The following is a 13,802-nucleotide window of genomic DNA, read 5'->3' as shown; positions in this document are numbered from 1 at the left end:
AGTGAGTCATGAAAAAATTAGTTGCGACAGCGCCTCGTGTGGCGGCGCTGGTGGAATACGAAGATCGTCCTGTTGCAGCACATGAAGTCAAAATTCGTGCCCGTTATGGTGCGCCGAAGCATGGCACCGAAGTCGTGGATTTCCGCGCGGCAAGCCCGTTCATCGATGAAGAATTCAACGCTGAGTGGCAGATGTTTACCCCTCGAGAAGAAGGTGCAGCGCGCGGTATCGAATTTGGTAAGTTCCAGTTGGGGAACATGATCGTCGGCGACATCATCGAATGTGGTGCGGACGTGACGGAATACCAGATCGGCGACAACGTCTGCTGCTACGGCCCATTGCAGGAAACGGTCATCGTCAACGCGGTGAACAATTATAAGCTGCGCAAAATGCCGCAGGGTGCATCCTGGAAAAACGCCGTTTGCTACGATCCGGCACAGTTCGCCATGAGCGGCGTGCGCGATGCCAACGTGCGTGTAGGGGATTTCGTTGTGGTTGTGGGTCTGGGCGCGATTGGCCAGATTGCGATTCAGCTGGCGAAAAAAGCCGGCGCGTCAGTAGTTATTGGTGTCGATCCTATCGAACATCGCTGTGAGATCGCTCGCCGTCACGGAGCCGACCACTGCCTGAATCCAATCGGTACCGATGTCGGTCTTGAAATTAAGAAACTGACTGGCAAGCAGGGCGCGGATGTGATCATCGAAACCAGCGGATTTGCAGATGCGCTGCAATCTGCACTGCGCGGACTCGCTTACGGCGGAACGATCTCCTACGTGGCTTTCGCCAAGCCGTTTGCAGCAGGCTTCAACCTGGGCCGCGAAGCACACTTCAACAACGCGAAAATCGTCTTCTCTCGCGCATGCAGTGAACCCAATCCGGACTATCCGCGCTGGAGCCGCAAGCGTATTGAAGAGACCTGCTGGGAATTGCTGATGAACGGTTATCTCAATTGTGAAGATCTGATCGATCCGGTCGTCACATTCACCACCAGCCCGGAAAGCTATATGAAGTATGTCGATCAGCACCCGGAACTCAGTATCAAAATGGGCGTCACTTTTTAAGCTAAGGACAGCAAATTATGAAAATCGCAACACAAAACCAGGTCTTTTTCCCAACCGCAATTATGGAAAAATTCGAATACATCAAAGCGATGGGATTTGATGGTTACGAAATTGATGGCCGACTGCTGGTGGAAAACCTCGATGAGGTGAAAGCGGCTATCAAAGCCACCGGCCTGCCGGTGACGACGGCATGTGGCGGATACGATGGCTGGATCGGGGACTTCATCGAAGAACGCCGTTTAAACGGCTTACAACAAATTGAGCGCATTCTGGAAGCGCTGGCAGAAGTGGGCGGTAAGGGGATTATTGTGCCAGCTGCCTGGGGAATGTTTACCTTCCGTCTGCCGCCAATGACCGCGCCACGTAGCCTCGACGGCGACCGTAAAGCGGTTAGTGCCTCTCTGCGCTGGCTGGATGAGGTTGCTGCACGTACCGGGACTACCGTCTACCTCGAGCCGCTGAACCGCTATCAGGATCATATGATCAATACCCTGGCTGACGCGCGTCGTTATATTGAAGAGAACGATCTGAAGCACGTGCAGATCATCGGTGACTTCTACCATATGAACATTGAAGAAGACTCGCTGACGGAAGCGCTGCATCACAACCGCGACCTACTGGGTCATGTGCACATTGCTGATAACCATCGCTATCAGCCGGGCAGCGGCAGCCTCGATTTCGCCAGCCTGTTCGATCAGCTGCGTGCCGATAATTATCAGGGTTACGTCGTGTACGAGTGCCGGGTGCGTGCCGACGATCCGGCTCAGGCCTATAAGGACTCTCTCACTTACTTGCGTGAATGCTAAGGATGACGAGCGTGATGAGTGCTTCTACATCTTTGCCTCTGCGCATCGCCATCATTGGCGCCGGGCAGGTTGCAGACAAAGTGCATGCCTCGTATTACGCCACGCGCAGTGATGTTCAAATGGTGGCTGTCATGGACAGCCGCCTTGAACAGGCACAGGCGTTCGCGGAACGTTATGCTATTTCATCAGCATGGCAGGACGCTCACGAGATGTTGCAGGAAGTAAAACCGGATGTGGTGAGCGTCTGTTCGCCTAATCGGTTCCATTTTGAACACGTCATGGCGGCCCTCGAAGCGGGTTGTCATGTGATGTGTGAAAAGCCGCCGGCGATGACGCCGGAACAGGCCGACCAGATGCGCATTGCGGCGCGTAAGGCTGGAAAAGTCCTCGCGTATGATTTTCACCATCGCTTTGCCCTGGATACCCAGTTGCTGCGTGATGCGGTGTTGAACGGCACGCTCGGCGAAGTTTACTTTACCTCGGCACAGGCGCTGCGGCGCTGCGGTGTGCCGGGGTGGGGCGTTTTCACCAATAAATCACTCCAGGGCGGCGGGCCCCTGATCGATATCGGCATTCATATGCTGGATGCTGCGATGTACGTGTTGGGCTTCCCGGCCGTAAAACGGGTAACCGCGCACAGCTTCCAGAGACTGGGGAACCGGAAACACACCGGCCAGTTTGGCGAATGGGATCCTGCGCAGTTTACCGTGGAAGATGCTCTGTTTGGCACGATTGAGTTCTGTAACGGTGGCATTCTGCGTCTGGACACCTCCTTTGCGCTCAATATCCGCGAGCAGTCGATCATGAACGTCTCTTTCTGCGGTGAGAAGGCAGGTGCAACGCTGTTTCCGGCACACATTTATAACGACGAAGCCGGTGTTTTACAGACGCTGACCCAGCGTGAAGATGCTGACGATCGGCGACATCAGCGCAGTATGGATGCGTTTGTTCGCCACGTAATGGGCGAGCCGGTCATGATTGCCGATGCGGAGCAGGGGCTGGTGATCCAGCAATTAGTCGCGGCGTTATATGAAGCTGCGGAAACAGGGGAAAGCGTGACGTTATGCTGAACCAGTCTGTATTAACCGATCCGGGCTTTTGCCCGCATAGCCTGAATAAGTACGCGTCCATTATGGCCTGCGGCAATGGCTACATGGGCATTCGCGCCACGCATGAAGAAGATTACACCCAACAGACCAGAGGGATGTATCTGGCGGGGCTGTATCATCGCGCGGGACGCAACGAAACCACGGAGCTGATCAATCTGCCGGACGTCACCGGGATTGATATTGAGCTGGACGGTGTCAATTTCACGCTCCTTTCAGGCGAAATTCTTGAGTGGCAACGCGAGCTGGCCTTTGCTAACGGCGAACTGCATCGTAACGTTGTCTGGCGTTCACCGGACGGAAAACGCTATCGCCTCGAGAGCCGTCGTTTTGTTTCGCTTGACCAACTGCCCTTGGTGGCAATGCAGCTCTCGGTGACACCGCTTGATGGCTCCGCTCAGGTCGTGCTGAAAACCGGCATTGATGCAACGCAAACGAACAGCGGCAGACAGCATCTGGATGAAATTTCGGTCAGGGTCTTTGACCAGCATTACATGCAGGGTGTCTATGAAACGCAGGACCGGGCGTCTGAAATTGTTGTTTCGGCGTTTTGTCAGCTCTCCGCTAAGAGCGACAGCTGTTTCACCGCTAAAAATCGTCGCCTCAGCGTTCATCATTCTCTGACCATTACTCAAGGTGACACTGTCACGCTAGAAAAGATCGTCTGGTTAACGCATCGCAGCGATAAAGCGCTCTCCCAGGAGTCTTTCGCCCGTAACGCGCTGGCCGATCTCAAAGTCTGCGCGGCAAGAGGCTACGATTCGTTGCTTGATAGCTCAGCGTATGCCTGGAAAGCGGTATGGCGTGACGCTCGGGTGGAAGTGACTTCCGCAGAACAGCAGGATCAGCTGGCGCTGGATTATGCCGTATGGCACCTGACGACGATGACGCCAGCCCATAGCGAAAGAAGCAGCATTGCCGCGAAAGGGCTGACGGGGGAAGGGTACAAAGGGCACGTCTTCTGGGATACTGAAATTTTCCTGCTGCCGTTCCATCTGTTTACCCGTCCACAGATTGCCCGCGGCCTGCTGCGCTATCGCTGGCTGAACCTTTCTGGCGCGCGCGAAAAAGCACGCCGTAACGGTTGGCCTGGCGCGTTGTTCCCGTGGGAAAGCGCCGCCAGCGGACACGAAGAGACGCCAGAATTCGCCGCAATTAACATCCGTACCGGGGTACGCCAGAAGGTCGCCTCCGCACTCGCTGAACACCACATCGTGGCTGATATCGCCTGGGCCGTTATCGCTTACTGGCAGGCAACACATGACGACGCCTTTATGCGCAATGAGGGCCTGACGCTACTGATGGAAACCGCTTCGTTCTGGATGGGACGCGCGACGGAAATTAATGGTCGTCTTGAGATCCATGACGTGATCGGACCGGATGAATACACCGAACATGTCAACAACAATGCCTACACCAACTATCTGGCCTGGCACAACGTTGCCTGTGCGCGGCAGTTTATGGCGATGTTTGGACGTGACGATGCGCGTTTTATGGAAAATGCCGAGAAGTTTCTGGCGCGTTTGTGGTTACCGGAGGCCGATGCAGGGGGTGTGATCCCGCAGGATGATACCTTTATGACAAAACCGGCCATCGATCTGAGCTGCTATAAAGCCAAAGCGGGTAAGCAAACCATACTGCTTGATTACTCCCGTGCGGAAGTGAACGAGATGCAGATCCTGAAGCAGGCCGATGTGGTGATGCTCAACTACCTGCTGCCGGAACGGTTCACGCCGGAGCAATGTGCCGCCAACCTGGCGTTCTATGAGCCACGCACTATCCATGATTCATCCCTGAGCAAAGCCATTCACGGCATTGTGCTCGCGCGCTGCGGTGACACCGAGGGGGCGTATGCCTTCTGGCGTGACGGTATCTCCATCGACCTGGGGGACGATCCGCACAGCAGCGATGACGGCATACATGCCGCGGCTACCGGTGCGATCTGGTTGGGTGCCATTCAGGGATTTGCTGGTCTGCACATTAGCGAAGGGGAGCTGCATCTTGCGCCAAAACTGCCTGCCCACTGGCAGAAACTCGCCTTCCCGCTGCGGTGGCGGAACGCAACAATGCATATTACCTGTGAAGGTAACCAGTTAACCATTGAAACTACCGCACCAGTCACGTTGACGCTGTGGGGCAAAACGTTGGACGTCTCTGGGCAAAAAGTCTTTGAGCACAAGGACTTTTTTATATCTGTTAATGGGACCGCTACCAGGGAGGGGCGCTATGACGCTTAACGCTGTTGTATTCGATCTGGACGGGGTGATCACCGATACCGCGCACCTTCATTTTCTGGCCTGGCGCGCCGTCGCGGAAGAGATTGGTATCACCTTCAACGAAGTGTTTAACGAACAGCTGAAGGGAATAAGCCGGATGGATTCCCTCCAGCGCATTCTGAAGCATGGCGGGAAAGAGGGGATGTTCAGTGACGAGCAGCGTCTGGCGCTGGCGACGAAAAAAAACGCGCTCTACGTCCAGTCACTGGCGACACTGACGCAGGATTCGCTACTTCCGGGAATTCGTGACGTACTGGCGGATATTCGCGCCGCGAAGGTTAAAACGGGACTGGCATCCGTATCGCTTAACGCACCTGGGATTTTGCACGCGTTGGGTATTTACCAGGCTTTCGATTTTTGCGCCGATGCTTCGCGCATTTGCCGCTCAAAGCCGGACCCGGAAATTTTCCTTGCGGCCTGTAAAGGACTGAACGTGCGGCCTGAAGAGGCCATTGGTATTGAAGATGCCGCCGCAGGGGTAGATGCGATTAACGCCGCAGGAATGCTGTCGGTCGGGATTGGGCCTGGCCTGAACCATGCGGGATTACAACTTCATTCAACGCAGGAACTGACCTGGGAACGTCTGACGGCGTTCTGGGCATCCCGGGCGTCTTGATAAGGAATAAATGATGGCTCAACTGTCTCTGAAACACATTCAGAAAATCTATGATAACCAGGTACACGTGGTTAAGGATTTCAATCTCGAAATTAAAGACAAAGAATTTATTGTCTTCGTCGGTCCATCGGGCTGTGGAAAATCTACGACGCTGCGAATGATTGCCGGCCTTGAAGAGATCAGCTCGGGTGAACTGATTATTGACGGGGTTTGCATGAATGATGTTCCCGCCAAGTCCCGTGATATTGCGATGGTCTTCCAGAACTATGCGCTCTATCCGCATATGACGGTCTACGAGAACATGGCGTTTGGCCTGAAAATGCAAAAAATCGCGGCCTCTGTTATTGAAGAACGCGTTAACTGGGCCGCACAGATCCTGGGCTTGCGCGACTATCTCCAGCGTAAACCTGGTGCGTTGTCCGGTGGTCAGCGCCAGCGCGTGGCGCTAGGCCGGGCGATAGTGCGTGAAGCGGGGGTCTTCCTGATGGATGAGCCTTTATCTAACCTTGATGCCAAGCTTCGTGTACAGATGCGCGCTGAAATTAGCAAGCTGCACCAGAAGCTTAATACCACCATGATTTACGTGACGCACGATCAGACGGAAGCCATGACGATGGCAACCCGCATCGTTATTTTAAAAGACGGCATCATTCAGCAGGTAGGCGCGCCGAAGCAGGTCTACAACGAGCCGGCGAATATGTTCGTTGCAGGGTTTATTGGTTCACCTGCGATGAACTTCATTCGTGGCGCGATCGATGACCGTTACTTTGTCACAGAAACGCTGCGTCTGGAGATCCCGGAGGACAAGCTCGCCGTACTGAACGCGCAAGGCTACCAGCGTAGAGCGGTCGTCTTTGGGATCCGTCCGGAAGACATTCTCACGCCACAGCGCAACGGTGAAAACATCACGGCGAAAATCAGCGTTGCTGAGCTGACCGGAGCTGAGTTTATGCTTTATGCCACCGTAGGTGGCCATGAACTGGTTGTCCGTGCAGGAGCGGCGGATGATTACGTTGCAGGAAATAATATCGGCATTCAGTTCGATATGAATAAATGCCATTTCTTCGATGCTGATACTGAAACAGCTATTAGATGAGAAAGGTGTTCGCCGGAAATGAAAATTTCCGGTTTTTTGTGTGTTAATTATAAAGGAATATTTTAATGAGTACTCTACTAAGAAGTGCTGCGCTCGTTCTGTGCGCAGGAGTGAGCTGCGCGCAAGCAACAGAATCAGCTAAACACTGGGAATTTAATATTGGTGCCATGTATGAAATTGAAAACGTCGAAGGTCAGGGCGACGATAAAGATGGATTATATGAACCTTCCGTGTGGTTTAATGCTACATGGGATGCCTGGACTCTTTCGCTGGCTATGTATCAGGAAGGAACAGTCGATTACAGCAGCATGACGCGAGGCACCTATTTCGATCGTCCGGAATTTGAATTACGCTATCGCTTTATCGGCACCGATGATTTTACGTTCGGCCTGACCGGTGGCTTCCGTAATTATGGCTATCACTTTAAGGATGAGCACGGTGCTAAAGACGGCAGTGCCAATATGCAGCGTTATAAAGTTCAGCCTGACTGGGATATTAAATTAACCGACGACTGGCGTTTCGGCGGCTGGTTTGCCATGTATCAATTTGCCAACGATCTGGAAAAAACCGGTTATGCTGACAGCCGCGTCGAGACTGAAACCGGTTTTACCTGGACAATTAACGAAACCGTCTCTGCAAAAGTTAATTACTATTTAGAGCGCGGTTTTAATATGGACAGTTCACGTGATAACGGTGAATTCTCTACTCAGGAAATTCGCGCGTATTTGCCGATTTCGTTGGGTCAGACTACGTTAACGCCTTATACCCGTCTGGGACTCGATCGCTGGTCAAACTGGGACTGGCAAGACGATCCTGAGCGTGATGGACATGATTTCAACCGTCTGGGTATGCTGTACGCCTATGATTTTAATAATGGTTTATCCATGACCCTGGAATATGCCTATGAATGGGAAAACCATGACGAAGGCGAGAGCGATCGCTTCCACTACGCGGGCGTCGGCGTGAATTACGCGTTCTGATCACCTGCTACCAGGGGCGCTTGCCCCTGGTTTTTAGCGTAACGAAGCCGCATCAGAAAAATGCGTTTCAACCAATACTTTATGCGGTGCAGATTTACCCGCAATGCACTTGAACAACAAATTGCAGCTCTCTTCGCCCAGCTTTCTCGTGGGGATATCAAAGCCGCCTGGCGCAGGGGTTAAAATGAGAGATAGCATCGGATCGCTGTATCCTGCCATTGCAACCTGTTCTGGGATCGTCAGATTTAGCTCATCCGCGGCGCGATACAGACTCAGCAATTTCATACTGTCAGTCGCAAAAACCGCATCGGGCGGATTGTCTGAGGAGAGTAGCTGGCAGGCTGCCTGAAGCGCGCTTTCATGGGTATATCCGCCATCGATAACCCAGTCCGGATTTACCGCAATACCCTGCTTCTCGAGGCTCGATTTAAAACCCGCAAGGCGATCGATCGACACGTGATAATCGAGCGGGGCATGCAGGCAGGCAATTTTAGTGCGGCCATGTTTGATAAATGAGTCTGTTAACAGGGCGCTGTCGCGAAAATTATCCGTGTCGACAGAATAAATATTCTGGTAAATGCCTTCCACCTTACCAATAACGACCACGGGCACACCGTATTCATCCAGCGTGGCGAAAAAAGACTCGTTCGCCGGCGAGCTTAGCATGATGACCCCTTTAATCATCTTCTGCTTTATTTTACCCACGCATTTTTGCAGATCATCTTCGCTGCTTTTCGACGTTTGTAAAATAACATCAAACCCTTCCTCCTCTGCTTTTGCCGTTATGGCATGCAGTACATCAGAAAAAAAAGGATTTCCTGCGGTGGTTTTGGTTGAACGGGTCGAAATAACCATTATGGCGTCGAAGCCAGAAGAGGTGAGTGCGCGGGCAAGCTTATTAGGTTGATAATTTAATTCATCTATCGCCTTCAGCACCTTTTCGCGCGCTTCAGGAGAAATATTCGTTTGTTTATTCAGAACTCGCGACACGGTTGATTTCGAAACGCCAGCAACGCGTGCAATATCATAGATGGTGGGTGACATACACCTTACTCACTCCGAACGGACAGCAATTGCGCCCATCTTACTGGAGAGAAAACGGCAATAGCAATAATTAAGAATTGATAATCAACGATCTGCCCCAATTTACTGTATTCTGAAGTGACTTTTTCAGGGTTCCAGGCAATGAAGGACGGCGATGAAGCGACTTAAAAACGAATTCAGTTCTCTGGTGAACCGTGGCGTTGATCGCCATCTGCGTCTTGCCGTGACGGGACTAAGCCGCAGCGGTAAAACGGCATTTATTACGGCGATGGTCAATCAGCTGTTGAACCTGCATGCAGGGGCGCGCCTGCCACTGCTTAGCGCAGTGCGCGAGGAGCGGTTGCTGGGGGTGAAACGCGTGCCGCAACGTGATTTTGGCATCCCGCGTTTCACCTATGATGAAGGTCTGGCGCAGTTATATGGGGAGCCTCCCGCCTGGCCGACCCCGACGCGCGGCGTGAGCGAAATCCGTCTTGCGCTTCGTTTCCGTTCAAATGAATCCCTGATGCGTCACTTCAAAGAAACGTCCACGCTCTATCTCGAAATTGTGGATTATCCGGGAGAATGGCTGCTCGATTTACCGATGCTGGCGCAGGATTATCTTAGCTGGTCCCGACAGATGACCGGTCTGTTGCAGGGTCAGCGGGCAGAGTGGGCGACCAAATGGCGCCAGCTTTGCGAAGGGCTGGATCCACTGGCACCGGCGGACGAAAACCGTCTGGCCGTCATAGCCGGAGCCTGGACGGATTACCTGCATCAGTGCAAGCAGGAGGGGCTGCATTTTATCCAGCCGGGCCGCTTTGTTCTGCCGGGAGATTTAGCCGGAGCTCCCGCGCTCCAGTTTTTCCCGTGGCCGGACGTTGACAGCATCGGCGAATCGAAACTGGCGCAGGCGGACAAGACCACCAACGCCGGTATGCTCCGCGAGCGATACAACTATTACTGCGAGAAGGTGGTTAAGGGTTTTTATAAAAATCACTTTTTACGCTTTGACCGCCAGATCGTGCTGGTGGACTGCCTGCAACCACTCAACAGCGGGCCGCAGGCGTTCAATGATATGCGGCTGGCACTGACGCAGCTGATGCAGAGTTTCCATTACGGACAGCGTACCCTGTTTCGCCGTTTGTTCTCTCCGGTCATCGATAAGCTGCTGTTTGCCGCCACAAAAGCCGACCATGTGACGGTCGATCAGCACGCCAATATGGTTTCCCTGCTGCAACAGCTGGTGCAGGATGCCTGGCAGAATGCGGCTTTCGAAGGGATCGGCATGGATTGTCTGGGGCTGGCGTCCGTACAGGCTACGCAAAGCGGTTTGATTGACGTTAACGGCGAGAAAATTCCGGCCCTTCGGGGCAACCGCCTCAGCGACGGGGAGCCGCTCACGGTCTATCCGGGGGAAGTTCCCGCGCGTCTGCCGGGCCAGGCCTTCTGGCAAAGCCAGGGGTTTCAGTTCGAAGCCTTCCGTCCGCAGAGGATGAACGTTGATCAGCCATTGCCGCATATCCGTCTGGATGCCGCGCTGGAGTTTTTAATTGGAGATAAATTGCGATGACGGAACCGTTAAAACCACGCATTGACTTTACCGGCCAGCTTGAGCAGTCCCCGCACGAGGCGTTTAAAACGGCGCAAACCTTCAGCGGCCCGCAGGCCGACAACTTTGCTCCCGTGCTGGCAGACGAGCCGTTGGCTGAAGAGGGGCCGGCGGAAGCGGTTGTTGATGCGGCACTGCGCCCGAAACGCAGCCTGTGGCGCAAGATGGTGACCGCCGGGCTGGCCCTTTTTGGCGTGAGCGTAATCGGTCAGGGCGTGCAGTGGGGCGTCAATGCCTGGCAAACGCAGGACTGGGTGGCTCTGGGGGGGTGTGCCGCCGGGGCGTTGATTGTTGGTGCGGGCGTTGGTTCAGTCGTCACCGAGTGGCGTCGCCTCTGGCGTTTGCGTCAGCGTGCCCACGAACGCGATGAAGCGCGGGATCTGCTGCACAGTCACGGCACAGGAAAAGGGCGTGCTTTTTGTGAAAAGCTTGCGGCTCAGGCCGGGATAGATCACTCTCACCCGGCGCTTCAACGCTGGTATGCGGCGATCCACGAAACCCAAAATGACCAGGAAGTGGTCACGCTCTATGCGCACATTGTACAGCCGGTACTGGATGCGCAGGCTCGTCGTGAGATTAGCCGCTCGGCGGCGGAATCTACCCTGATGATCGCCGTTAGTCCGCTGGCGATGGTGGACATGGCCTTTATCGCCTGGCGCAACCTGCGTCTGATCAACCGCATCGCCAGACTGTATGGTATTGAGCTTGGCTATTACAGCCGATTGCGCCTGTTCAAACTGGTGTTGCTGAATATCGCCTTCGCCGGGGCAAGCGAGCTGGTGCGGGAGGTCGGGATGGACTGGATGTCTCAGGATCTCGCGGCGCGTCTCTCAGCGCGGGCGGCACAGGGGATTGGTGCCGGTCTGCTGACGGCACGCCTGGGCATCAAAGCGATGGAGGTTTGTCGTCCACTTCCCTGGATCGATGGCGATAAGCCGCGGCTGGGGGATTTCCGTCGCGAGTTAATTGGACAGCTTAAAGAGACGCTCAATAAAAAACCTGCTCAATAAGGTTTTGTTTACTATTCGTGCTGGCTGTCAATATTTGTTGACAGCCACCTTCCCGAACACCGTGTTCTGACATATCATTTTACTGTTATTGGCTTAAACGGTGAATTTCCCATGCGTCTGGAAGTCTTTTGTGAAGACCGTCTCGGTCTGACCCGCGAGTTACTCGATCTTCTTGTTTTACGTAGCATTGATTTACGTGGCATTGAGATCGACCCTGTCGGGCGAATTTACCTCAATTTTGCCGAAATTGAATTTAATACCTTCAGTAGCCTGATGGCGGAAATCCGCCGTATCGCTGGCGTTACGGATGTACGCACCATCCCCTGGATGCCGTCCGAGCGGGAACATCTTGCGCTAAGCGCGCTGCTGGAAGCAATGCCGGAGCCGTTTCTCTCTCTCGATCTGAAAAATAAAGTTGAGCGCGTTAACCAGGCCAGCTGCCAGCTGTTCGCGCAGACTCAGGAAAAACTTATCGGGCACCACGCCACGCAACTGATCGCCGGGTTTAATTTCCAGCGCTGGCTGGACAGCAACCCGCAAAATACCCATAGCGAGCACGTCGTCATCAATGGACAGAATTTCCTGATGGAGATCACGCCGGTCTACCTGAAAGGGGAAAATGCCGCGCGGGTGCTCACCGGCGCGGTAATTATGCTGCGCTCCACGGTGCGCATGGGGCGCCAGTTACAAAACCTTTCCAGCCAGGACGTCGGCGCATTCAGCCAGATTATTGCGGTGAGCCCGAAGATGCGTCATGTGATCGACCAGGCGCGCAAGCTGGCAAATCTTACGGCGCCGCTGTTGATTACCGGGGATACCGGTACGGGGAAAGATCTGCTGGCGCATGCTGTGCACATGGCCAGCCCGCGTGCGGCAAAACCGTATCTGGCGTTGAACTGCGCGTCTATTCCGGAAGACGCGGTAGAAAGCGAGCTGTTTGGGCATGCGCCGGAAGGAAAAAAAGGCTTCTTTGAACAGGCGAATGGCGGCTCGGTGCTGCTGGACGAAATTGGCGAAATGTCGCCACGCATGCAGGCGAAACTGCTGCGTTTTCTTAATGACGGCACGTTCCGCCGCGTGGGGGAAGATCATGAAGTGCACGTGGACGTGCGCGTCATCTGCGCTACTCAGAAAAACCTGGTGGAGCTGGTGCAGAAAGGGGTATTCCGCGAAGATCTCTACTATCGTCTCAACGTTCTGACGCTCAATATTCCGCCGCTGCGCGATTGCCCTCAGGACATCATGCCGTTGACGGAACTGTTCGTGGCCCGTTTTGCCGACGAGCAGGGCGTGCCGCGTCCGAAGCTCTCTGCCGACCTGGGCACCGTGCTGACGCGTTACGGCTGGCCGGGCAATATTCGTCAGCTTAAAAATGCGGTCTATCGCGCATTAACTCAGCTTGAAGGGTACGAACTGCGCCCTCAGGATATTCTGTTGCCGGATTACGATGCCGGGACGGTCTCGGTAGGCGAAGAGGCAATGGAAGGCTCGCTGGATGATATCACCAGCCGTTTCGAGCGTTCGGTGTTAACGCAGCTTTATCGCAGCTATCCGAGCACGCGCAAGCTGGCTAAGCGTCTTGGAGTGTCACATACCGCGATTGCGAATAAGCTGCGCGAGTATGGGTTAAATCAGAAGAAGGGTGACGAATAAATAAAAAAGCCTCTTTGCAGAGGCTTTTTTACGTTTAGGCTTTAAGCGTCTCAAGTGCAGCGGTGTAATCCGGTTCGGTGGTGATTTCGTTGACCAGTTCACTGAAAACAACGTTGTCGTTTTCGTCGAGCACCAGCACTGCACGAGCAGCCAGACCTTTCAGCGCGCCTTCGGAAATGGCAACACCGTATTTTTCCAGGAAATCCGGGCTGCGCAGAGTGGAAAGGGTGATGACGTTGCTCAGGCCTTCAGCGCCGCAGAAGCGGGACTGGGCAAACGGCAGGTCAGCAGAAATGCACAGCACCACGGTGTTGTCCATTTCGGTCGCCAGCTGGTTGAATTTACGCACTGATGCAGCGCAAACGCCAGTATCGATGCTTGGGAAAATGTTCAGGACTTTACGTTTGCCAGCAAACTGGCTCAGCGTGACGTCAGACAGATCCTTAGCCACCAGAGTAAAAGGCTGTGCTTTGCTGCCAGCCTGTGGGATGGAACCTGCAACAGCAACCGGGTTGCCCTGGAAATGAACGAGTTGTGACATAGATATCTTCCTGTTTACATAT

The 13,802-nt window shown here is 54.0% G+C and carries 12 protein-coding genes; 10 read left to right on the top strand and 2 right to left on the bottom strand.

The features are described 5' to 3' along the window. The first annotated feature begins 8 nt into the window (after positions 1–8). From G6Q29_RS01570 to G6Q29_RS01540, 7 genes are all read left to right on the top strand, one after another. The gene (locus G6Q29_RS01570) at positions 9–1,061 is read left to right on the top strand and encodes a zinc-dependent alcohol dehydrogenase (RefSeq protein ID WP_165464280.1); all 1,053 of its coding nucleotides are present in this window, start codon (positions 9–11) and stop codon (positions 1,059–1,061) included. Between the two features lie 17 nt (positions 1,062–1,078). Beyond that, positions 1,079–1,867, top strand: coding sequence for a sugar phosphate isomerase/epimerase family protein (locus G6Q29_RS01565; RefSeq protein ID WP_165464279.1), 789 nt, complete (start codon positions 1,079–1,081; stop codon positions 1,865–1,867). Positions 1,868–1,878: 11 nt separating this feature from the next. Next, positions 1,879–2,937, top strand: coding sequence for a Gfo/Idh/MocA family protein (locus G6Q29_RS01560; RefSeq protein ID WP_165464278.1), 1,059 nt, complete (start codon positions 1,879–1,881; stop codon positions 2,935–2,937). Next, positions 2,931–5,210, top strand: coding sequence for a glycoside hydrolase family 65 protein (locus G6Q29_RS01555; RefSeq protein WP_165464277.1), 2,280 nt, complete (start codon positions 2,931–2,933; stop codon positions 5,208–5,210). The genes G6Q29_RS01560 and G6Q29_RS01555 overlap by 7 nt, the downstream gene beginning before the upstream one ends. Beyond that, positions 5,200–5,865, top strand: a complete 666-nt coding sequence (gene pgmB, locus G6Q29_RS01550; protein ID WP_165464276.1) for a beta-phosphoglucomutase — start codon at positions 5,200–5,202, stop codon at positions 5,863–5,865. Before G6Q29_RS01555 ends, pgmB begins: the two co-directional genes overlap by 11 nt. 13 nt (positions 5,866–5,878) lie before the next feature. Then, on the top strand, positions 5,879–6,961 hold the full coding sequence (locus tag G6Q29_RS01545) for an ABC transporter ATP-binding protein (protein WP_165464632.1): 1,083 nt from the start codon (positions 5,879–5,881) through the stop codon (positions 6,959–6,961). A 65-nt stretch (positions 6,962–7,026) separates the two neighbouring features. Then, complete coding sequence (locus G6Q29_RS01540; RefSeq protein ID WP_165464275.1) at positions 7,027–7,941, top strand: OmpG family monomeric porin; 915 nt, start codon at positions 7,027–7,029, stop codon at positions 7,939–7,941. A gap of 33 nt (positions 7,942–7,974) precedes the next feature. On the opposite strand, the gene G6Q29_RS01535 is transcribed toward G6Q29_RS01540, so the two are convergent. Further along, positions 7,975–8,985 carry a LacI family DNA-binding transcriptional regulator gene (locus tag G6Q29_RS01535; RefSeq protein WP_165464274.1) on the bottom strand — a complete coding sequence of 337 codons (1,011 nt, stop codon included), beginning with the start codon at positions 8,983–8,985 and terminating at the stop codon, positions 7,975–7,977. Between the two features lie 154 nt (positions 8,986–9,139). Here G6Q29_RS01535 and G6Q29_RS01530 point away from each other — a divergent pair, with 154 nt between their 5' ends. From G6Q29_RS01530 to tyrR, 3 genes are all read left to right on the top strand, one after another. Beyond that, positions 9,140–10,537: a YcjX family protein gene (locus tag G6Q29_RS01530; protein ID WP_165464273.1), complete on the top strand. Its 1,398-nt coding sequence runs from the start codon at positions 9,140–9,142 to the stop codon at positions 10,535–10,537. Continuing rightward, positions 10,534–11,586, top strand: a complete 1,053-nt coding sequence (locus tag G6Q29_RS01525; protein ID WP_165464272.1) for a TIGR01620 family protein — start codon at positions 10,534–10,536, stop codon at positions 11,584–11,586. The genes G6Q29_RS01530 and G6Q29_RS01525 overlap by 4 nt, the downstream gene beginning before the upstream one ends. A 111-nt stretch (positions 11,587–11,697) precedes the next feature. Beyond that, positions 11,698–13,239 (top strand): transcriptional regulator TyrR, encoded by a 1,542-nt coding sequence (gene tyrR, locus G6Q29_RS01520; RefSeq protein WP_148385562.1) that lies wholly within the window; start codon positions 11,698–11,700, stop codon positions 13,237–13,239. Positions 13,240–13,273: 34 nt separating this feature from the next. On the opposite strand, the gene tpx is transcribed toward tyrR, so the two are convergent. Then, positions 13,274–13,780, bottom strand: coding sequence for a thiol peroxidase (gene tpx / locus G6Q29_RS01515; RefSeq protein WP_165464271.1), 507 nt, complete (start codon positions 13,778–13,780; stop codon positions 13,274–13,276). Between the last annotated feature and the right edge of the window lie 22 nt (positions 13,781–13,802).

Source organism: Enterobacter cloacae (genome assembly GCF_011078175.1).
GTDB classification, from domain to species: Bacteria; Pseudomonadota; Gammaproteobacteria; order Enterobacterales; family Enterobacteriaceae; genus Enterobacter; species Enterobacter cloacae_Q.
This window is presented reverse-complemented; position numbering and strand designations above follow the sequence as displayed.

Coding starts and splice junctions, on each gene's coding strand:
- G6Q29_RS01570 (WP_165464280.1), top strand. CDS start 9: ATGAAAAAATTAGTTGCGACAGCGCCTCGTGTGGCGGCGCTGGTGGAA.
- G6Q29_RS01565 (WP_165464279.1), top strand. CDS start 1,079: ATGAAAATCGCAACACAAAACCAGGTCTTTTTCCCAACCGCAATTATG.
- G6Q29_RS01555 (WP_165464277.1), top strand. CDS start 2,931: ATGCTGAACCAGTCTGTATTAACCGATCCGGGCTTTTGCCCGCATAGC.
- pgmB (WP_165464276.1), top strand. CDS start 5,200: ATGACGCTTAACGCTGTTGTATTCGATCTGGACGGGGTGATCACCGAT.
- G6Q29_RS01545 (WP_165464632.1), top strand. CDS start 5,879: ATGGCTCAACTGTCTCTGAAACACATTCAGAAAATCTATGATAACCAG.
- G6Q29_RS01540 (WP_165464275.1), top strand. CDS start 7,027: ATGAGTACTCTACTAAGAAGTGCTGCGCTCGTTCTGTGCGCAGGAGTG.
- G6Q29_RS01535 (WP_165464274.1), bottom strand. CDS start 8,985: ATGTCACCCACCATCTATGATATTGCACGCGTTGCTGGCGTTTCGAAA.
- G6Q29_RS01530 (WP_165464273.1), top strand. CDS start 9,140: ATGAAGCGACTTAAAAACGAATTCAGTTCTCTGGTGAACCGTGGCGTT.
- G6Q29_RS01525 (WP_165464272.1), top strand. CDS start 10,534: ATGACGGAACCGTTAAAACCACGCATTGACTTTACCGGCCAGCTTGAG.
- tyrR (WP_148385562.1), top strand. CDS start 11,698: ATGCGTCTGGAAGTCTTTTGTGAAGACCGTCTCGGTCTGACCCGCGAG.
- tpx (WP_165464271.1), bottom strand. CDS start 13,780: ATGTCACAACTCGTTCATTTCCAGGGCAACCCGGTTGCTGTTGCAGGT.